Origin of the sequence: Pseudomonas gebzensis (genome assembly GCF_034427815.1) — a bacterium.
GTDB lineage: Bacteria > Pseudomonadota > Gammaproteobacteria > Pseudomonadales > Pseudomonadaceae > Aquipseudomonas.
Genome location: NZ_JAXQNS010000004.1, coordinates 1 through 19,574 on the forward strand (window position 1 = coordinate 1; position 19,574 = coordinate 19,574).

15 protein-coding genes and 4 pseudogenes are annotated in these 19,574 nt (G+C 52.0%); 10 read left to right on the forward strand and 9 right to left on the reverse strand.

What is annotated here, in order from left to right:
* The 4 genes and pseudogenes from SJI00_RS08880 to SJI00_RS08895 form a co-directional block, all read left to right on the forward strand.
* A pseudogene (locus tag SJI00_RS08880) lies at positions 1-1,515 on the forward strand (T6SS effector BTH_I2691 family protein); the annotation flags it as partial.
* Complete coding sequence (locus SJI00_RS08885) at positions 1,515-2,273, forward strand: hypothetical protein (protein WP_322461377.1); 759 nt, start codon at positions 1,515-1,517, stop codon at positions 2,271-2,273. The pseudogene SJI00_RS08880 and the gene SJI00_RS08885, both read left to right, overlap by 1 nt.
* Before the next feature lie 250 nt (positions 2,274-2,523).
* A complete protein-coding gene (locus tag SJI00_RS08890; RefSeq protein WP_322461378.1) occupies positions 2,524-3,618 on the forward strand; it encodes a hypothetical protein in 1,095 nt (364 codons plus the stop codon).
* Positions 3,615-4,361: a hypothetical protein gene (locus SJI00_RS08895; protein ID WP_322461379.1), complete on the forward strand. Its 747-nt coding sequence runs from the start codon at positions 3,615-3,617 to the stop codon at positions 4,359-4,361. The genes SJI00_RS08890 and SJI00_RS08895 overlap by 4 nt, the downstream gene beginning before the upstream one ends.
* Before the next feature lie 310 nt (positions 4,362-4,671).
* On the opposite strand, the pseudogene SJI00_RS08900 reads toward SJI00_RS08895, so the two are convergent.
* Positions 4,672-4,983, reverse strand: a pseudogene (locus SJI00_RS08900) (thymidylate synthase); the annotation flags it as partial.
* Positions 4,984-5,265: 282 nt separating this feature from the next.
* On the opposite strand from SJI00_RS08900, the gene SJI00_RS08905 reads away from it, so the two are divergent.
* The 4 genes from SJI00_RS08905 to SJI00_RS08920 all read left to right on the forward strand — a co-directional run bounded on the left by SJI00_RS08905 (position 5,266) and on the right by SJI00_RS08920 (position 11,155).
* Positions 5,266-6,324 (forward strand): hypothetical protein, encoded by a 1,059-nt coding sequence (locus tag SJI00_RS08905; RefSeq protein WP_322461380.1) that lies wholly within the window; start codon positions 5,266-5,268, stop codon positions 6,322-6,324.
* Positions 6,325-6,433: 109 nt separating this feature from the next.
* On the forward strand, positions 6,434-8,032 hold the full coding sequence (locus SJI00_RS08910; RefSeq protein ID WP_322461381.1) for an ATP-dependent nuclease: 1,599 nt from the start codon (positions 6,434-6,436) through the stop codon (positions 8,030-8,032).
* Positions 8,025-9,122 carry a UvrD-helicase domain-containing protein gene (locus SJI00_RS08915; protein ID WP_322461382.1) on the forward strand — a complete coding sequence of 366 codons (1,098 nt, stop codon included), beginning with the start codon at positions 8,025-8,027 and terminating at the stop codon, positions 9,120-9,122. The genes SJI00_RS08910 and SJI00_RS08915 overlap by 8 nt, the downstream gene beginning before the upstream one ends.
* Before the next feature lie 323 nt (positions 9,123-9,445).
* Complete coding sequence (locus SJI00_RS08920; RefSeq protein ID WP_322461383.1) at positions 9,446-11,155, forward strand: hypothetical protein; 1,710 nt, start codon at positions 9,446-9,448, stop codon at positions 11,153-11,155.
* Between the two features lie 642 nt (positions 11,156-11,797).
* Here the strand turns inward: SJI00_RS08920 and SJI00_RS08925 are convergent.
* The 3 genes and pseudogenes from SJI00_RS08925 to tnpB all read right to left on the reverse strand — a co-directional run bounded on the left by SJI00_RS08925 (position 11,798) and on the right by tnpB (position 14,415).
* Positions 11,798-13,369: a putative bifunctional diguanylate cyclase/phosphodiesterase gene (locus SJI00_RS08925; RefSeq protein WP_322461384.1), complete on the reverse strand. Its 1,572-nt coding sequence runs from the start codon at positions 13,367-13,369 to the stop codon at positions 11,798-11,800.
* 198 nt (positions 13,370-13,567) lie between these two features.
* Positions 13,568-14,025 (reverse strand): annotated as a pseudogene (locus tag SJI00_RS08930) (LysR family transcriptional regulator substrate-binding protein).
* A gap of 201 nt (positions 14,026-14,226) precedes the next feature.
* The gene (gene tnpB, locus SJI00_RS22565; protein WP_416221022.1) at positions 14,227-14,415 is read right to left on the reverse strand and encodes an IS66 family insertion sequence element accessory protein TnpB; all 189 of its coding nucleotides are present in this window, start codon (positions 14,413-14,415) and stop codon (positions 14,227-14,229) included.
* Between tnpB and SJI00_RS08940 the strand changes: the two genes are divergently transcribed.
* Positions 14,344-14,679: a hypothetical protein gene (locus SJI00_RS08940; RefSeq protein WP_244647105.1), complete on the forward strand. Its 336-nt coding sequence runs from the start codon at positions 14,344-14,346 to the stop codon at positions 14,677-14,679. The two genes, tnpB and SJI00_RS08940, sit on opposite strands and share 72 nt — an antisense overlap.
* Before the next feature lie 95 nt (positions 14,680-14,774).
* Here the strand turns inward: SJI00_RS08940 and SJI00_RS22720 are convergent.
* The 5 genes and pseudogenes from SJI00_RS22720 to SJI00_RS08955 form a co-directional block, all read right to left on the reverse strand.
* Positions 14,775-14,915 (reverse strand): annotated as a pseudogene (locus SJI00_RS22720) (transposase); the annotation flags it as partial.
* Between the two features lie 360 nt (positions 14,916-15,275).
* Positions 15,276-15,413, reverse strand: coding sequence for a DUF4113 domain-containing protein (locus tag SJI00_RS22570; RefSeq protein ID WP_406644087.1), 138 nt, complete (start codon positions 15,411-15,413; stop codon positions 15,276-15,278).
* A gap of 115 nt (positions 15,414-15,528) precedes the next feature.
* Positions 15,529-15,909 carry a COG4315 family predicted lipoprotein gene (locus tag SJI00_RS08945; RefSeq protein ID WP_185795482.1) on the reverse strand — a complete coding sequence of 127 codons (381 nt, stop codon included), beginning with the start codon at positions 15,907-15,909 and terminating at the stop codon, positions 15,529-15,531.
* A 327-nt stretch (positions 15,910-16,236) separates the two neighbouring features.
* Entirely contained in the window at positions 16,237-17,229 is a 993-nt protein-coding gene (locus SJI00_RS08950) for a beta-propeller fold lactonase family protein (protein ID WP_042928567.1), read from the reverse strand.
* Between the two features lie 157 nt (positions 17,230-17,386).
* Positions 17,387-18,283, reverse strand: coding sequence for a LysR family transcriptional regulator (locus tag SJI00_RS08955; RefSeq protein WP_185795481.1), 897 nt, complete (start codon positions 18,281-18,283; stop codon positions 17,387-17,389).
* Positions 18,284-18,400: 117 nt separating this feature from the next.
* Here SJI00_RS08955 and SJI00_RS08960 point away from each other — a divergent pair, with 117 nt between their 5' ends.
* A complete protein-coding gene (locus SJI00_RS08960; RefSeq protein ID WP_322461385.1) occupies positions 18,401-19,570 on the forward strand; it encodes a TDT family transporter in 1,170 nt (389 codons plus the stop codon).
* The last annotated feature ends 4 nt before the right edge of the window (positions 19,571-19,574 follow it).

The following is a 19,574-nucleotide window of genomic DNA, read 5'->3' on the forward strand; positions in this document are numbered from 1 at the left end:
GCACGCGTCGCCCTGCACACGCTGGATCAGAAGGTCAAAGCCCTGTTCCTGAATCAGCCCCAACAAATTTTTGCGAGAGCCTCCGGCAGCAGCCGACTGATGCTGGATCCCGCCACAATCAACCGCTGGCTCGCTGACCTTGGGCAGGCAGAGGCCGCCGCACAACTGAATAGCGCGGGCACGCCCGCCCACCGCGTGCGCGTCAAACAGTGGATGGACCAGCATTTGGGCAGCGCGCTGCCTGGATTGCTGGTGGCACTGAACATGTGGAATGTGCACAACACCTTCAGACAAGCGCAGAACGACGGCAGGTTTACGGCGGATGAGTTGCGCAGCTTGGGTGCCAATGCGGGGTATGCAGCGAATGCGATTGCGGCGTTGTGGTTGGGGCCGGCATGGAGTCGGGCTGCGGGGATGTCGGCGAGTTTGGGCGGTAATGCTCTAAACGTCGCTAAGGCTGGATATATTGAATGGTTGACCGCGGCTAGAAACTCGGCCAAAGACAGCATGGCTTTTGCGACGAAAACTGAATTTGCTAACTTTTCCAAAAATTTGATTTGGCGAACTGCAATGTGGGCAGCGCTTGCCGTTCTAGCAACAGCGTTGGAAGCTTGGCAGCTGTACAAAGACATCGATACCGCAACCAGTACAGGAGAACAAAATCTTCTAACAGCTAAATTTATAACGGTTACCTCGATGTCTGTAGTTGGGTCACTCCAGTTAGGCGGCGCAGTAGCTGGCTATATCACCGGCTATGCTTGGTTAATGTCCAATCCAGTAATGATCACCATAGCGCTGCTTGGCATCGCTTATCTATTGATTAGTATGGCTGCGAACCGCTACAAACGAGAAGAGCTACGCCTATGGTTATACCGCTGTAACTGGGGTCGGGGGGCAGTGAGGGAGTGGCTTGATGAAAAAGGTCATGTGTGTCAAATGCAGTCGTTGCTGGAAATATTGAGCAGACCCAGTGTTGTAGGGAAAGCGATAGTGTATGGGGGTGAACGAATGCCAAGAAAATGGCTAGGCCATTGGTTGCAAATACAGCTCCCTGCCATGTTGGAAGGACAAGAAGTGTCGATCCTCCCAACACTGGTCGAAAGAGCCTCCCAAAATAAGGAGGACAGTGACCACACGAAGACTCGCAAGTTATACGACCAGTACCTAAATGGTAATTGGGTAGATCCCAGAAAATTGGGAGAACTACCGAGCATTCCTGGCAGCAGGCTGCATTTTGAGGATTTCACTTACAGTGCAAGTGATCAGCATCGGCTGTGGCAGGTATGGATAGAGTCTTCGCTTGACAATCCTGTAATTGAGTTAGCAATCAGCTACCCATCCGATGCGCTACAAATGAATTACAGCCAACGCTATGGGTTTCGGCTGGAGCTCGATGTTTACACACGAAAGGCAGACCGAGCTAATGACTTGCTAAACGGCGAACTGAACGACTTTAAAACCATAAAAAGTCAATGCTTTCAGGGCATAAAAATATCTCTTCCTAAAAAGAAATGATGGACACTAAATTGTTTAAATTCCTCAAGCCACCGCAGCCACCTAAGAAACTGAAGTGGAAGATGGATGCAGAGCCAGAGTTACTGGCGTGGTCTATACGCGCTAGAAACTACAATGTCTTCCTAGGAAACATATTATTTTTCATACTTACAACGCTGGCAGCGACAGTCTCTATAATTATATATTCGGTATTTAAAAAGACGGGCCAGCCCTGGGGATTATTGTGGGCAACGTTTTTATTCTTTGTCTTGGTATCCCTGATTTTCTACGGAAGCCACCAAAAGGTTAACATTGCTTATCGAATTACACCCTCCGGCATTGAATATTGCAAATGGAAGTACGCTATCAGATTAAATTCAAAACTAGTAGGCATCATCTCGATTTTCGTCACTGTAGCCTTTCTTTCCCTCGCAATCACTACGTCAAGCTTGTCGCTGGTCGCCTTGGCAGGGCCAGGCGGCATGGGTGTGATTGCGTTGATGAGGCTCAGCTCAAAAAAATTTCGTGACCCGAACACTGAATATAATCATCTCGAATTCAAATGGAGGCAAATCACACAGTTGGCAATTGCCACTAATAGGGACGTTGTGGACTTGAAATATACCTATATTGATGACGGCCATGAAACGCACTGGAACTTCAATATTTTCTGCGAGAAAGGTCAGAAAGAGTCAGTGGCTGCTGTTATCCGTCTCCACTTGTCACCTGAAGTACCCTTCATCAGAGCCAAGGTCAATGTTCCACTTAGCACGGAGTAGTTCTTTAGCCTCGCACCAGGATAATGGAGATATTTAACCCGTGAACATTAGACGTTGGACTGTGTTTGCCAGCCCCCATTACCAAACCAAAAACACCAACCGACGAGACTAATAAACCCAGGAAAATAGCCAGAAGATTGGTCAAAAATTAGATTAATTGCCAGGCTTAAGTAAGGGTGCGAATGCGGAGTGTGCAGCGAATGCGATTGCGGCGTTGTGGGTGGGGCCGGCTTGGAATCGGGCTGGGGCGATGTCGGCGGTATTGGACGATAAAACGAAAAAGGTTGCTGAAGCGGGATACAGGCAATGGTTATCCGCCGCGAGGAACGCATCGAAAGATGGCGTTGCCTCGGCTGTGGCAAATGAATTCGTAGCGACCTCTAAAGCGCTAATCTGGAGAACTGCAACTTGGGCAGCTACTGCAGTACTAGCGACCTCGCTTGAGGCTTGGCAGATCGCTGACGATATTGATGAAGCGAGTAGCAGCCTTGAACGAAAATTGTTAAAAACAAAATTTTATATAGTTTCCGCGATGTCTATTGCTGCAACCGCACAGCTTTTTGGAGCGGTATCCGGACTTATGTGGACCTATGCCTGGGCGATGTCTGGACCACTAATTATTATCACTGCCGTATTAGGCATCGCCTATCTACTGATCAGCTCCGCTGCAAACCGTTATAAGCGAGAAGGCCTACGTCTGTGGCTGTACCGCAGCATATGGGGTCGCGGCGCGATATTCGAGTGGATGGGCAGCACAGGGCATACAAAACAGATGCATGCTTTGTGGACGATCCTTAACCAACCAAGCGTAGTAGCACGAGCGCTAACCTATGGCGGCGAAAGGACGCCGAGAAGATTTATAGGGCATTGGATACAGATACAATTTCCTGCAACATTTGAAGGAAAAGAAGTTACTCTTCAACCGACGCTTAATAAAAAAGCCTTTATGAATGGCAAGTGCGACACCACCCTCAACACTAGCCACTTATATAGTCAATACATCAATGGATACTGGGTTGATCCTGTGCAATTAGGTAACTTACCCGACCGCCCAGGCGGAAAGTCCAATCAGTCAGACTTCATTTACACCTCAGGTCATCAGCATCGACTGTGGGAGACATGGGTAGAAACTTCGCTTGACAGCCCCGTACTTGAGATCGAAATCGGCTACAGGTCTAATTCGGCGCAGCTTGAGAATAAACAAGATTACATTTTTCGGCTAGCGCTCGACGCATATACAAGCAAGGCCGATCAAGTCGAAGCCACGTGCGCCCTAGCCTCATCTGATGGAAGACTCAAACTACAGCTAGCAATTCCAAAATCCAAAGCAGGGCAACCGAAATGATCACACTCCGCAAGCCACTACCCCCCCCTCAAGAGCTTGATTGGAAACACGGAGAGGAACTCACGTCACTGACATGGACAATTCGAGCAAGAAATTACAATACGTTTGCAGCCAGCGTGATTTTCTGTCTACTCGCCGCTGTAGCTCTTACTTGGACAGTTATCATATACACCGTATTTGACGACACAGTCCAACCGTGGAGAAGTATATGCCCTGCCAGCTTCTTCATGATTGTTCTAACCGCAATCTATTTCCTAACGCACCAGAAAATTAACTTTTCCTACAGGATCACATCTTGCGGGATTGAGTACTGCACGTGGAAGAGAAATTTCAGGATCAACCCAAAATTTATAGGCGGCATAACAATCTTCATTACCGTGACTCTTATCTCCCTCGCTGCCACTACGCCGGGCCTTTCGTTCATCGCCATAGCCGGTCCGGGCGGCATGGTTGTAATGGCGCTGATAAGGCTCAGTTTGAAAAAATCTCAGGAACCTTATAGCGAATACAATCATCTTGAGTTCAAATGGAAGCAAATCACACAACTGGCAATTGCCACAAATAGAGAAGTTGTGGATTTGCAATACAGCTATATCCATGAGGGTCACAAGCGACACTGGAACTTCAATATCTTCTGCAAGAAGGGTCAGAAGGACTCAGTGGCTGCCGTCATCCGCTCCTACCTCTCGCCAGACGTGCCCTGTGTTAGAGCCAAGGTCAATGTTCCACTTAGCACCGATTAAATTTTCAGCGGTAGCAGCATGACGATGAGACGTCGATCACTAATATCAGACACAGGAGCATCGTGGGGATATTTAGAGTTTTCTGCCTCAGGTTTGAAACAGTCAGTAACCGCCCTCACCGGCCCTACAATTTCCCTGACCTGCTTGTGATAAGCCAAGGTCAACGCGCCAATGAGCACAGGCCGAAGTTTATGGGTAAAAAGCTCTCCTGAGGAGGCGCAAAAAAACTACGTAGCCCCACCCCAGGGTATTGAATACCTGTATAGACGTGCCGCAGATCAAACCGCTCCTGGCGCCGCGCCGACTGAACTCAAACCGCCATCGGCGCCGTCAGCGGCGGATGGTGCTCATACCCTTCCAGGGTGAAATCGCTCGGCTCGATCTTCTCCAGCCACTCTGGCTCGTACTTCCCAGTGTCGGCAAATGCCGGTACCCGGTCGCTGATGCGCAGCGTTGGCGCTGGCAAGGGTTCGCGGGTGAACTGTTCGTTGAGCATGTCCAGGTGGTTTTCATACACGTGGGCATCGCCGATGAAGTAGGTGAACCAGCGCGGTGTGTAGCCGGTCAGGCGGCCGAACAGCGAGAGCAGCGCGGCGCCTTCGGTGAGGTTGAAGGGCGTGCCGAAAAAACTCAACCCCCCAGATTACTGCACATTACGCTCTAACCTGAAGCCTTTCAAGCAACTTGCTATATGTGCATTTTAGCTTTTGCACAGTTCGAGATCAAGCTTATTCTGAACAAACTGAGTGGATAGAACCCAATCCATTGCGCTATGGGCACCATTACCGAGCCCTTAAATTAAGTTCTGCCAGGCGCCCTCAAACACCCCGACCCCGCGTTTATCAGACTCCCGAAACTAGTCAGCGAAATGGTAGCCTTGGGCAGGCCATTCAAGGAGGAAACCATGCGACTCGATCAGATGCCTTATCACTCTGTCCCCACCCTGGCGGTACTACCATTCCGCCGATTCCACATTGGCTGGGTATGGCACCTGCGCGCGTTGAAACTTTTCCCCGAGTCGCACCTCGCGTGGAAGCGGTATTTTTTTGATAACGGCAGCGGACATGCCAGGGGAGCGGTGTTCACAACCTATGCAGAGGCCATGAGCGCTGCTGACGAGTTCAACCAAGGCGTTGATGACCGAGTCAGACAGGCTCTGAGCGACCCACAACTCCAAACCTCTACCATCCTGAAAGTCGAGAAAGCCCTGACATCTGGGCGCCGAATCCGAGATGAGGAAGAGCTGATGGAGCGCGAGGCTATAAAGCGAAATGCCCAGCTACCTCGCCCGGCCAGCCAAGATCTTGAACTCCCCATGAGTCTCGAACGCTTACGTGAGCCTTTATCAAAGCAACTGGACATCGCTCCGTACCTTCAGCTCGCAGCTTTTCCAGAATTCAAAGCCTGCCTGCACCGTACCGGGGAGCTGAAATGGGAGTACCTTGGCGCTTTGAACCCAAAGCTTTCGCAGGCCTGTTTTCGTGAGTCGATTGCCAGAGGCTACGGATATTCGGGGTTCGATCATTGGGGACAAACCAAAGCGCTGATTCGCGAACAATTGCTTCCTCGGGCAAATAAGCTGCTTCAGCTGGCCAGCGTCAGACAATTACTGGCCGAGGCGAGGAGCCGAGGACAAAGCGTGCTTGTGATTGGAGGCTTCGTCTTTTGGTATGAAGAGGATGGGGTGCCTCAATGGGTTGTGAAGAGCACGGGTGGCGAATCCAGTGGCGGCGAAGGCACTACCCTTTGGCATGAAGGCACCATTCTGTCGAAAAACCATGGCCGCATCGTAGTGCTTCCGTACGTTAAGGCAAACGGCGAGCATGTCCAGGGCCACACGAAGAACTCAGGACACGACGGAAAGGCGCTGCCACGCCACCCCGATCAATACGTCACCCTTCCTTTCGAGATCCTAGACGGCGATCTTATGATTGGTTTATTCGGTGAGTTGCACTACGAGTAATGCCCCGAGCAAGCACCAGTGCTTTTGAACAGTCAAAGCACGTTGGAAGATTAAAGCCTCAAAAACAAAACACAACTCCAAGTCTCTACCCTCCACCTAAGGACAGCAGATGATCACGAAGATCAAAATCCAGGGCTATCGGATCTACGGCGACTTCTCGCTGCTTCCAAACAAGGATCTCAACATTCTTGTAGGTGGCAATGACGCGGGGAAGTCGACCCTGATGGAGGCGATTGGTCTTGCGCTCAATGGGCGTATCGGTGGCCGCTCCGCTCAGGAAGAGCTGAACCCATTTTGGTTCAATAAACAGGTGGTTAATCAATTCCTGAAAGATTGCGACCGGGATGAAAATCCAGCTCTTCCGGAAATCCTGATTGAGCTATTTCTGGAAAATCTGCCTGAACTGCAGTTTCTCTGTGGCGCGGTCAATAGCGATAGGAAGACGAATGCCTGCCCTGGCATCTCGTTCAAGGTCATCCCCAACCCTGAGTACCACGAAGAGTTGACGCAATGGCGTACCAACCCGAGCGCACTGATACCCGTTGAGTACTACAAGATTGAATGGCGTACTTTTGGGGATGAGGTACTGACTCGGCGCCCCCGGCAACTCGCCGTTGCGACTATCGATTCCCGTACCGTCCGCTCGACCTCTGGCATCGACTACCACCTGCGCCAAATCCTCAGTGACCATTTGGAGCCGGGCGAGAAAGCCAAGATCTCCCAGCATTACCGCGAGGTCAAAGAGTCCATGACCTCTAACTCATTGGGAGAAGTGAACAAACGCCTGAAGAACATTCGAGCGCCACTGGATAACCAGGAGATGGCTTTGGCCATGGATCAAAGCGCTCAATCTTCCTGGGAGGGGTCGGTCACACCGCACGTGGATCATGTGCCTTTCGCGTTGGCAGGCCAAGGGCAGCAAGCTTCGATCAAGATTTCGCTGGCCATGCAGCGTATGTCCGAGCACACCAGCATTGTGATGATTGAAGAGCCTGAGAATCATCTGTCGCATACGAGCTTGACCACGCTGCTATCTCGCATTGAGGAGGCTGCAGGCGAGCGGCAGTTGTTCATCTCGACCCACAGTGCCTATGTGCTAAATCGCCTAGGTCTGAGCTCCTTGCTCCTCCTGCATCGCGGCAAGGCATCTCACATCGAGGCACTTGATCCGGACACGGTCGGCTATTTCCAAAAGCTCCCAGGCTTCGACACACTGCGGATGGTGTTGGCTCACAAGCTCGTCCTAGTAGAAGGCCCTTCAGACGAGATCCTGTTCGAACGCTTCTTCAAAGACCTCTACGGTAAACACCCGATGGAGCTGGGGATTGACGTGATGAGCATGCACGGGCTGACGTTGAAGCGCTGCCTGGAACTTTGTACGGCCATTGATCGGCCCGTTGCCGTGCTTCGAGACAACGACGGGGAGGATCCAGAAACCCTTAGGGAAGCTGTCAGCGAACTGCTCGAAACAGGAAAACGTGAGCTCTTCATTGGAGCGAAAGAAGCGGGCAAGACGCTGGAGCCGCAATTGATGGCGTGCAACAGCGATGAGTCTCTGCGCAAGATTCTTAAAGTCACTGATCGGGCCATTCTTGGCAAATGGATGTCGAGAGAAAAAACGGAAGCGGCGCTTCTCATCGCCAAATCCAAGGAAACAATCAACTCCCCGCCATACATGACTGCAGCAGCGAAGTTCATCCATGGCTAACAATTACCTGACCTTGGCAGTTGCGGGCGCACGTAAGACTCAAGGCCTGGTTGAGCACTGCAAGGCATTACCAGCCGATCGCAAAATCCTGCTCATCACCTTCGCACAGGCCAATCAAATCGAGTTGCGCGCGCGTGTGAGGCGGTATGTCGGCGATCGCCCCAGCTTGGAAGTCTCTGGGTGGTTCAGCTTCCTGCTGCGTCATTTCGTCAAACCCTTCGTGCCATTTGCATTCCCCGGCAAGCGCTGCAGGGGCTTCAATTTCGAAGGTGATCCAGGACGATACGCCGTCGACGAGAATCGATTTTTCGATTTTTCGGACAGCGTATATGCCAAGGAATTAGCACGCTTGGCCCACCAACTCATTGGCCAAAGCGGCGGTGCTTTGATTCAACGCCTCGAATGCCTCTACGACGAAATACTCATCGACGAGGTGCAAGATCTTTCGGGTTACGACTGGGACATCCTGGAGGCGCTGTTCGGCACCCGCATTGCTATAAGGCTCGTAGGGGACGTCAGGCAGGCAGTCTTGTCAACCAACCCTCGTGGCCAAATGAAGAAGGCGTTTGCCTACTCGAAATCAATTGCATGGTTCAAAAAACAGCAGAAAGCTGGCCGGCTTGAAATCAACTTCAGTTCTGTGACCTGGAGGTGCTGCCAGACAATCGCTACCTTTTCCGACACTATCTTCGAGGCGAGCTGGGAGTTTCCGGAGACGACCTCTCAGAATCACACGATCACACCCCACGATGGCGTGTTCCTAGTGAAGAAGACTCATGTCCGTCAGTACGTTGAGACATTCCAACCCCAGTGCCTGCGCAATAGCATCAGCTCGGGCAAGGAGTTCGATTTCGACTATATGAACTTCGGGGTATCCAAAGGCCAGACTTTCAACCGCGTACTGATCTATCCGACTGTCCCCATCGGCAAGTTCATCAGCAAAGGGGAGCATCTCGTGCCCCTATCCGCAGCCGATTTCTATGTGGCGGTCACACGGGCCGAGCAGAGTGTTGCGATTGTCCTGGATAAACCAGGGGCGTCACAGATCCCATATTGGCATCCACCTGTCGATGCTTCACCGCCAGATTGATATCTCGCTGTGTTACAGCTGAACTTATCTGGAGCCGGCGTCCTACATGGGCAATTGTATTGCACTTGACCACCCGTTTGCATTACCCCTGACCGGTCATTTGCATTCGACCTGACCAGCTGTTTGCATCCGATTTGACCAGCGCAATGGAGGCGCCTTGACCGGCAGCTGGCGACCCATTGCTGTCGTAGAAGGCCTAGTGGCAATCAGCCGGAAGCAGTCAACAAACTAAGCCGCAAATGGGTAGCGCCAATCTGAAAATGATGTTATACCGACGAAAATAAATGTCACTTAAATAATCTAGAATGTCATTTGAGAAAAACATGAACAGTTTTGACAGCTCCGAAACTGCACAGCAACTTCTGGATGCATGGAAGGCAATGAGAGAGGGGAAGCTGAAATTTCCTCCTTCTTTACAATCCCATGCGGATGAGCTATTGGCTGCCCCTTTGACGGTTACTGGATTGGTAGATACGAAAGGTTTATCTACAGAGACCGTACTGATGGCAAAGACTCTTGGCGCTGCGCTGTCAATACAGAGTGCAGAAGCGCCAAAGGATAAAGCCCCTCAGCCAGCAACTGCCATAAACGAAGTTCAAGCCGAACTATTTGCCCTTTTCAGTTCGTTATTTGCTGCATTGATATGCCGTTCGGTCGACTTGGTCAAAGACGAGGACGAGATCAAACAACGGATGATGTGGCGAGTGAAATATCAGCCAGACGTATTCGCCAACTCCGTAAACCAAGCAATGAATGAGCTGGGTGAATTCTATAATCATCACTCCGCCAATATCTACCAGCAAGCACAGAATTTTGGTGGAATGAAGTTGGTCACGGGTGGGCAGCGTTACTTTGGGCCATCCGCGCTAAAGGCAGTTCGCATAACCGGACTTTACGCAGACACACAGTTGATCCCGGATCCTATATTTCCATTCTTGAGTTCAGATCTAAACCTGAATGCTAAATACTTACAACTTGCCATTCAGCTCTTCCACATACTGCAATTGCGCCCGCTAGTAGATGCAAAACTTTCTGTGCCAGCTGTTTTTATTTTCCCAAGCTTTGAGGAGGTTTTGGAGCAAAACGATGCACATACCAAGCTGGGTTTTGAGCAGTTGGCGATTCGCTTGATATCCCCATTGTGCCACGGGCAGATTCAATCACTGGAAGAACTCTCCGAATATTCAATAAAGCAAGAAAATGCATTCCTTAAGGCACTGATGCCATCAGGCTTATTCGTCCCACCAGGTGCGGAGCCCGGCATTCAACTCAGCGCCAGCGAAGCGGCGAACCAGTATCTCACTGAGCTTAAGGGAACGCGCGCGCTCCATAGTCTAGATCAAATGAAGCGAATGCCAATCGGCGCACTGCTCCTCAATGGCGTCTTAGAGAGACTGCGCCCTCAATACCATTTATTTGAGAATTCCAGTGAGCTTGGGGCACAGGCACTTCTGTCGCAGCCTGTTCACTGGCACTATTTCGAAAAGATCGCCCAAGCAAACGCAAGAGATCTCCGTTCAAGAAATGTGATCTCTGATCAAGCGCTTCAGACGCTCCATGCGGTGCAGGATGACAGCCTATCCTGGCTCGCTAATATTCCTGTAACGACTCTCGCTCAGCTAATTTCGAATAGTGAACACCAGTGGCTCCGAGAGGAACTAAATAGATACACCAGTCAACTGGCATCCATCGGCCCAATTGATACGAATGAAATGATCAAAGAGGTCAGCCATGGCCTCGCGTCGCTGGTGCAGCGGCAACGTAAAAGTCTTAAGGATATTGAATCAAAGTACACGCCGAAGAAAGCGGCGATCCTTACAGGCGGCTTCTTAGGCGCGGGCCTGGTCGCATCGGCGGTCATGCTTCCCTTACTCTCCCCGCTTTTGGCCGTAGGTGCTCCGGCAGTTGCGCTCGCCGGCGTAGCCAGCGGTGCACTTATTGGTTTCGGTAAGGAAAAAGTAAGTGAAGTCGTTGAGAAGCGTCACGCGGGTAAATCCATGCTTGGCGTGCTCGCTACGACAAGACCTATTTAGTATCCACATATTCAGGATATCTGATGGGTAGCACGTCCGGTGCGGCACCTACCTAACTGGGGCGAGATACCGAAGCAGGTTCAACTGGCAAAGTCCCCAATGCTGCCCCCTTCGACGTGTAGAAGTATTCAACTCAAGCATCCCATTTGGGCGACTCCTGCCCCTCGTGAAGGGCAGCTTCGGGCCTATTTCGACCGGTTAGGTTCGGCTAGCGGACTGTTCAAATCCGATGCAAACGGCTAGTCAAGTCGAATGCAAATGGGGGTCAAGTCCATGCAATTACTCACTATACATTGAGGGTGTCCAAACGCAGCCTCTCGCAGATCTCTGCATGACGCTCTGAGACTTATACTCAGCCCTTCTGGATGCCCGGCTTATAGACCGAAGCCATGTTGCCATGCATTGGCTTCGGAGAGGCTATTCAACACCGACAGACAAATAGTCTGGTCGGCTGGATTGTAGGTTTCGTCCCGCTCGCTCTCTAGATTTGGCTCGACATGGACTTGACCAGTCCTTTGCATCGGATTTGACCAGTCGCTGGCCGACCCCTGACCGTCGGAAATCGGCCAGTAGCTGACATTCCTTTAACGACGGCAACCGGCCTCAAACAGCGAGGCATCCTTGAAAAAAAGGGGGATTCAGTTATGCCGCCTCATTACCTGATTTTGATAACGATCCCACCAAATCCCTCAGCCGGGTTTCCGAAAGCGGTTCACTGAACAGAAACCCTTGCGCCATGGCACAGCCTGCCTCACTCAGCCACTGCGCTTGAGCACGCGTCTCAACACCCTCCGCAAGCGCTGTCAGGCTCAGTCCTTTGCTTAGGGAAAGGACGGCCTGAACAATGCGGGCATTCTTGTCGTTTTGAAGAACCGTGCTGATGAAAGCGCGATCAATTTTGAGCTTGTCAAAATTGAACTGGGCCAGTTGAGCTAAGCTGGAATAGCCTGTTCCGAAGTCGTCCATTGCGATACGGATGCCCATGTCATGCAGCGCTTCTATGTGCTTACTTGCCAATGCAAAATCGCTCACTACAGCTGTTTCGGTCACTTCCAATTCGAGCCTATTGGGCGGGAGACCACTTCGCTGTAATACGCTTCGTACCCGGTTGACGAGACACTCATCACGAAGATCTAAAGCGCTCAGGTTAAATGCCAGCAATAGGTGCTCAGGCCAAACTGTTGCCTCCCGGCAGGCTCGTTCCAACAACAACGTGGTGAGCTCGCGCATCAGACCGGATCGCTCCGCAGCAGGGATGAAATGCAAGGGTGAAATGGAACCATGCACGGGATGATTCAGCCGGGCTAAGGCCTCGAACCCAACAATACGCTCATCCTCCAGAGCAACAATTGGCTGATATGCCAAGCTCAGATATCCATGATCCAGAGCTTCGCGCAGCAACTGCACTACTTGGGATTGCTCTTCTAACTGCACATCCCGACTCGGATCAAAAAACCGAACAGTATTCTTGCCGTCATGCTTACCCTGGTACAGCGCAAGATCGGCCCGTCGGAGCAAGCTGCTAAGGTCTATCCCGTCTTTTGGAAATTGCGCAACACCATAGGTGCCCGCTGTGCAGAGACGTACGGAGTCAAACACCATAGGGCTTGAAATCAAAGAGGCGAGTTGATCCAGGAAAAGACATGCGGATTCAGCGGTTTTTGTAGACCGAAGGATGAGTGCAAACTCATCCCCGCCCAAGCGGCAGGCAAAATCACCGTCTGGCAAGCTCGCACTGATACGGTCTGCCAATTCCCGCAACAACCGATCGCCATAGCTATGGCCATAGACATCGTTTACGGATTTAAAGCCATCTAGGTCAAACAGCACGAGAAAGAAAGGATCATTAGGACAGAGCCGGCGTGAATGGAACTCCAATTCCAGTCCTCTGCGGTTGGGCAACCTCGTCAAGGTGTCATGGATGGCCATGTCGACGGCAGCTTTTTCAGCAAGACGTCGATTGAGAATCTCCTTGCGAAGCTCGTAGACCCTCCGGATACCAAAGGCAAAGCCACACCAGCCCATGACGACGAGGCCTAAAAAGAACTCGTCTGCCTGCCAGCTCTCGTGCTGGGTATTGAAACGAGCAAGTTTTTCATACAGGTCAAGGTGAATGCCAGCCCAGAGCACACAAGCACCCAAACAGGCGACGACGAGTAAGTCTAACCACGCTTGGTGAAGGCTTAAGAAGCGACGTAGTGCATGGTCGGCCATAGGAATGCCATCATTTGGGGGCTTTGATCTTTAGCTATCGACGCATTCAACATTTCCTTGAGTCCATCGATGACTCAGGCCGCATCCCCCTAGTCAGTGCTAGTCATGCTTTCACTTTTGGCCACGTGCTGTCACGGGCAATGGCCGCTTTGGGTCGAAAGCAGCCGGTCGTGGCTGATGGCTTTCGACCCGAAGCGGTCACTCCGCCCGCTGGCCCCTGGCCGACTCCTTCTTAAAAATGTCCGTCGTCTGGACAAAATCGACGAAACGCTTGTTAGCGAAGGAAAGGTATTCGCCCGCGCGCCAGCGCAAACTGAAACTCATGGTTTGTGGGGGGGTGAAAGGCACGCCCAGAATGCCCGGCTCGCGCTTCTGAGCAGAGCGCAATAAGGTGGAAATCCCCATACCATCGGCAGCGGCCTTAATGACGAGTGACACGAAGTTGCTTTGCAGTGCAATCCGGTAATTTGCGCTCCCCGCATCGCAGAAAGCGTCGAGTAATGGCGTTGCAGGAATGTTTGGTCAAACACCACCATGGGCTCATCCTGCAAGTGCCGGGCTTCCAGAAAGGGTTTCTGGGCTAACGGGTTGTGTTCGTTCATGCATAGCACCATCTCGTCTGTTCCCAGTACTACTGAGTCCCAACTCGATTGCACTCGCCGCGACTCCAACAACGCGACGTCGATGTTGCGGTCTTCAAGGCGCTGCCCATCGTGTCGACCCGCGACAGCAACTGCGCTGCCAAAGCACGCAGTTGCTCGGGGGAAATTTGGTCGAGATTGGGAGAAGAAGTCATGCGCCGGATTTTGCCAGAGCAGGCGCTTCGCGGCGATAGACCGATAGACTAATGGCAGCCGTTAAAGCAGTGTGATCGAGCCTCCAGAACCCGCGCGTAGCCATGGCAGACCCGGCACCAATGCCTGAAGTTGCTCGGTATCCAGTTCCATCTCAGAACCATGGCGAATGCCAGGCCGATGGAACTTGCCTTGGTTCAACCGGCGCGCCGCCAGCCATATTCTAAAGCCGTCATGCACCAGCACTTTCATGCGATTGGCGCGGCAATTGGCGAACAGATAAGCACAGTGCGGCTGCGCCGCACCGAACACCGCTATCACGCTGACCAATGCCGTCTAGGTGCCGGCGCGCATGTCCATCGGCTCGATGGCAAGCCAGATGGCGTCGATGCGAATCATCGCAAAAGGTCTCGAAGAAAGGTCGCGCAGGCAGCAGCATTTTCAGCGGGCCAGTTCACTTTGACGGTGCCTCGCGGGTGCTGTATTTCAACGCAACTGTTCGATGAGGACGGGTGAGATTTTGCCCCAGCCAGCCACACGGGTAATGGAATAAATGCAGGTCGCAGCGCTGTGCTTTTCTGCGATTGCAGCCGAATCCATTTGTGGACGAGGTTATGGCTGAGTGCGATGCTGGCAATCGAAGCACCAGGCTGGGCACACTCTTGAATGACTTGGGCTCTGAAGGAATTGGAGTAGGAACGGCGTGTTGGTTGCACGAAATACCCGCTTAAAAGGCTATAACTGGTGTCCACTTAATTTAAGTGAACACCATGTCTTGGCTTTTCGGAGCTGGGTAGATGACTTGGCCGGACGCATACACCGTATCGTTCACAAGTCCCACATCATCGAACTGAAAGGCGAATCAATGCGAAGAATCAAAATTCGCAAACGGTCGTAAGAGCATCTGACGCTTATCCAGGTGGGGAATACGAATGCAATTGGTCAAGTTGAATGCAAGCAGGTGGTCAAATACAACTAAATCAGATTTTTTAAGTAATTTTTCCTTAACGGAATTAAGTTTTTTGCTATGCTCCTTGGATCATCCTACCTAATCAGATCTGTGGGTTGAAACCGTAATAAATCCCAGTCCCGCTGCTAGCCCCTATTGGAGTTCAACAGTCCAGAGGTGATCCAGGTGGGTTGTGTAGATGCGGCTTAGTTTCTGGAGGCTTCATACCCCAGGCTGGCGTTACGGGAATACGTCCAAGGTGTACCGTACCTCGGCCCCATTTTTCGTTGAAATGATCCATCAAAGATTTATGAGGCGCGGCGGCTGTATGTTGGCGAAATTATCAGGTGTGTATTCTTCTGGCTTACGCCACTGACAAAGCCAGTGGGGTAAGCCAGCCTATTAATTATTTGACGTTACGGCTTGGCAACGTGCCAGACTTGGTTGACGCCGTCACCGGTTGTATCCCCTGGCTTGGTATCTTTGACCCAGCTGTAAAGTGGCATGCCTTTGTATGCCCATTGTTTTGTGCCATCGTCTCGAGTGACGACAGAGTAATCATGACCCGCTTTCGCGTCTGCGGATACCGGTAAAGGTGGCCAGTTTGAAGCGCATGGCCCATTGCAGACCGACTTGCCCGAGGTGTCCTTCCCGAAGGTATAAAGAGTCATTCCTTTCGCGTCTACGAGTACTTTTCCCTTGTCCGTTTCAGCAAGCTTGACTGGCGCATCGGCGAGCGCCAAACCCGACATGCAGCTGGCGGCAATAGCGACGGTGAGAATCATCTTTTTGAACATCTGTATTTCCTTTGGTCATTTTTAATTTTTAGAAGACCCACCTGCTTTTGAAACGGCAAGCGATCAGACAGTAGACGAGCCACAAACAGGTTAATTCGATTCCGTAGAAAAAACGTCCCGATATCATTTTTTGCTGGAATGCTGGGCTCCCCCCCCCCGGACCCTGTGCCTTCCTCAATTGAGCAAAGCGACGCTCACGGTCAAGCATCACTGGCTCATCTCAATGAGCGACGGCGATCCATCATCCAGGACTCATCATTTTCACTCATTATTATTCACTTGGTCGTGGAGTATCAGCAGGCCCCCATGAAGGCCTGCGCTGTTCAATCAGTCGGCCTTGAGCGTCGACACCACCTTGTTGCTGGCGAGATCGACTGTGGAGATACTCAAGTCCTCATTAAGGACATACGCCTTCGATTTGTCTTTGGTGAAGACAATGGCCTGGCGGGGTGCCTTCAAACCGGTCACAGTGGTGGTCACTTTCAGCGTTTTGGTGTCGATCACTGAAAGGCTGTTGTCACCGAGGTTACCCGAGTAGACGTGCAGCCCGTCTGGAGTGAGGGCTGCGCCGTAGGGGTCTTTGCCAACCATGACGGTGGTTGTGATGGCGCGTTTTTGAGTGTCGACAACTGCGATGCTGTTACTGCCGCTGTTAGCCGCGTACAGCGTATTGCCGTCCGCCGATATGGAGATGGCGCGCAACTTGTTGAAGCCAGTGATCTCACCTTCAATCGTATTGGTTTTGCTGTCGACCAAGGTAATTTTGTCCCCAAGAAAGTTGGTGACATAGACGGTTTTGCCGTCAGGGCTTACTCGGATGCCCTGGCGCGGTTGGGAGAAGCCAGGTACCACAGCTACTGGCCGCTGGTGATCAAGGTCAATGACCGACAGCGTGCTGGCCGCTTCATTGTTGACGTAGAGCAGGCTTCCGTCCTTGCTGAGTGTGGTACCAAAAGCACCTGCGCCCAACGGAATATCTGCAATCACTTTTAAAGTCTTGGTGTCAATCTTGCGCACGACCCCCAAACTGCTGTCGGAGAGGTAGAACACATCGCCAGTTGGCGAAAACACAATATTTCGCGGCGTGACGTAGCCGGTGAGAACCTGGCGAACCTTACCGGTTTTCAAATCATAAACCACTACATCTGGACGCTGACTGTAAGAGACCACCGCCGTCGTTTCATCAGGGCTGACGGCCAGCGAGTTGTTGTGAATATCGCCGTCAAACGTCCAGCGATCTTGCGCGGCCCACGCGCTCATTGATGCGGCCAACGCAACACCCAACGTCAGGGCTGTGACGGTTTTCTTTATCACATTCATCAGAGTTTCCTCATAGGGTAAGCAAGGCATCCAGTCGCGCCTTGGCATATACAACTCGTTCATCGCTGCAGGGCAATGAGTTGACTTTATGCGTCGTTGATAAGTTCCGGAAACAAATTGTTTTGGTAGCTCTTACCTGTTTTATAAATAGGTCTAGCTATTCCTGGCTCACGAATTGACTGCAGTTTTCCCAGAATCGCTCAAGTCCAGGCGAGATGTATTTGTCCCGGTGGCGGATCAGAAAAAAACGTCGGGTCAGTGCAGGCAACGCGTGCGGCAGTCCAACCAGAACTTCAGAGGCCAGTAGATCCCGAACGACCCAGCGGGACAGGCAACTGATGCCGATGCCTTGTGCGAGGGTATGCTTGATGGCCTCTGAACTGCCGATCTGGCGCGTTTCGGCGAGATCGTGCAGATGAAGCAGCAGCAATCGTTCGACTTCTTCACGGGTACCAGAACCTGGCTCGCGCAGTAGCCATTCAGCCGTACGAAGATCATCAAGTGTGACCTGCTGCTTTAGTGCCAAGGGGTGCCGTTGGCCTGCGACAATAAGCAATTCATCAATTAGCCAAGGCTCGGCACTGAGTTCGGGCAGGTGGCAAGGCCCCTCGATCAGGCCCATATCAATCTCGAAATCAGCGACTCTTCTTGCGATAGCCATGCTGTTGGCCATGTCGACATCGACCCTCAAATGTGGTGCTGATTGACGTAGCTCACCGAGAATCAATGGCAGAACATAATTGCCTATCGTGGTACTGCATCCTACCCGCAAGCGTGTCTTCAGCCCGGCATGGCCGGGTAAGAAACTGGCCTCTATCTGTTGTGCATTCTCAAGCATCCTTCTGGCTTGAGGCAGTAAGGCATGGCCGTTATCGTTCAGCACTAAACGCTTGCCTACTCGGTCGAACAGCCTGGTATCCAAGGCGCTTTCCAACTCGTTCAGTGCGGCGCTGGTTGCAGATTGGGACAGTGACACCGAAATGGCGGCGCTGGTGGTGCTACCGTGCTGCGCGACGGCGCAGAAAATTTGTAGCTGGCGTAGGCTTAGCTTCAAGTAATCTACCTTCTTAATAGGTAATGTAAACCTATACTATCCGTTTTTACCGCTATGCCCATCAAGCTATACTTCAACCATGTCATATTGAAGGCACACTGAAGCGGGAGCGCGAAAATGAGTGAGACACGACTCGCAGCTATAATTGGCGGCAGCCACCCACTGGCGGCTTTGTCCAATCCACGAGAAGCGATCCGCCAGTTCACACCCAACTGGTTCGCCGCCACGATGGGCACCGGGATTCTGGCGCTGGCTCTGGGCCAACTGCCCTTTGTTGCGCAGTGGCCCAAAGCGTTAGGGGAAGCCTTGTGGTTTTTTAATATCGTGCTGTTTTGCCTGTTTACGCTGATGTACGCGAGCCGTTGGGTATTGTTCTTCGATGAGGCCAAACAGATCTTCGGCCACTCCACTGTATCGATGTTTTTTGGAACTATCCCCATGGGATTGGCGACCATCATCAACGGTTTTCTCCTTTATGGTTTGCCACGCTGGGGGGGTGGGGTAGTCGCTTTAGCCGAAGTGTTGTGGTGGATCGATGTCACCATGGCATTGGCCTGCGGGGTGCTGATCCCGTATATGATGTTTACTCGCCAGCAGCACAGCATTGATCAGATGACAGCGGTATGGCTGCTGCCAGTAGTTGCGGCTGAGGTGGCTGCCGCCAGTGGCGGTCTATTGGCTCCGCACCTCGCTGATGCGAGCGCACAGTTCACCATGCTCATCACCAGCTACGTGCTGTGGGCCTACTCGGTGCCCGTCGCCTTGAGCATACTGGTGATCCTGTTACTGCGCATGGCGCTGCACAAACTACCTCATGAAAGCATGGCAGCATCGAGCTGGCTGTCTTTAGGGCCGATCGGTACCGGGGCTTTGGGGATGTTGCTGCTGGGCAACGATGCTCCAGCAATCTTTGCTGCTCATGGAATGGCAAGCATCGGCGGCGTAGCCGAGGGCATTGGCTTGATCGGTGGTGTGCTGTTCTGGGGGCTGGGATTGTGGTGGATGGTATTGGCGCTGCTAATTACCGGGCGCTACTTCAGGGAGGGCATTCCGTTCAACCTCGGCTGGTGGGGCTTCACCTTTCCGCTGGGAGTGTACGCCGTAACAACCCTCAAATTGGGCTCTATGCTGCACCTCACGTTCTTTAGCTTCTTTGGCGTGGTGCTGGTGTTGATGCTGACTGTCATGTGGATGATCGTCGCGGCTAAAACCCTGGCTGGTGCCTATCGCGGCAACTTGTTCGTCTCGCCGTGTATCCGCTCGCTGAGCAAGGCGAGCAAAACCTGAGCCT

Bases quoted from the DNA above. Each gene is read 5' to 3' on its own strand.
- SJI00_RS08945 (WP_185795482.1), bottom strand. From the start codon at position 15,909: ATGTTCAAAAAGATGATTCTCACCGTCGCTATTGCCGCCAGCTGCATG.
- SJI00_RS08915 (WP_322461382.1), top strand. From the start codon at position 8,025: ATGGCTAACAATTACCTGACCTTGGCAGTTGCGGGCGCACGTAAGACT.
- SJI00_RS08940 (WP_244647105.1), top strand. From the start codon at position 14,344: ATGGAACTTGCCTTGGTTCAACCGGCGCGCCGCCAGCCATATTCTAAA.
- tnpB (WP_416221022.1), bottom strand. From the start codon at position 14,415: ATGAAAGTGCTGGTGCATGACGGCTTTAGAATATGGCTGGCGGCGCGC.
- SJI00_RS08910 (WP_322461381.1), top strand. From the start codon at position 6,434: ATGATCACGAAGATCAAAATCCAGGGCTATCGGATCTACGGCGACTTC.
- SJI00_RS08960 (WP_322461385.1), top strand. From the start codon at position 18,401: ATGAGTGAGACACGACTCGCAGCTATAATTGGCGGCAGCCACCCACTG.
- SJI00_RS22570 (WP_406644087.1), bottom strand. From the start codon at position 15,413: ATGGATCATTTCAACGAAAAATGGGGCCGAGGTACGGTACACCTTGGA.
- SJI00_RS08885 (WP_322461377.1), top strand. From the start codon at position 1,515: ATGGACACTAAATTGTTTAAATTCCTCAAGCCACCGCAGCCACCTAAG.
- SJI00_RS08905 (WP_322461380.1), top strand. From the start codon at position 5,266: ATGCGACTCGATCAGATGCCTTATCACTCTGTCCCCACCCTGGCGGTA.
- SJI00_RS08920 (WP_322461383.1), top strand. From the start codon at position 9,446: ATGAACAGTTTTGACAGCTCCGAAACTGCACAGCAACTTCTGGATGCA.
- SJI00_RS08890 (WP_322461378.1), top strand. From the start codon at position 2,524: ATGTCGGCGGTATTGGACGATAAAACGAAAAAGGTTGCTGAAGCGGGA.
- SJI00_RS08950 (WP_042928567.1), bottom strand. From the start codon at position 17,229: ATGAATGTGATAAAGAAAACCGTCACAGCCCTGACGTTGGGTGTTGCG.
- SJI00_RS08925 (WP_322461384.1), bottom strand. From the start codon at position 13,369: ATGGCCGACCATGCACTACGTCGCTTCTTAAGCCTTCACCAAGCGTGG.
- SJI00_RS08895 (WP_322461379.1), top strand. From the start codon at position 3,615: ATGATCACACTCCGCAAGCCACTACCCCCCCCTCAAGAGCTTGATTGG.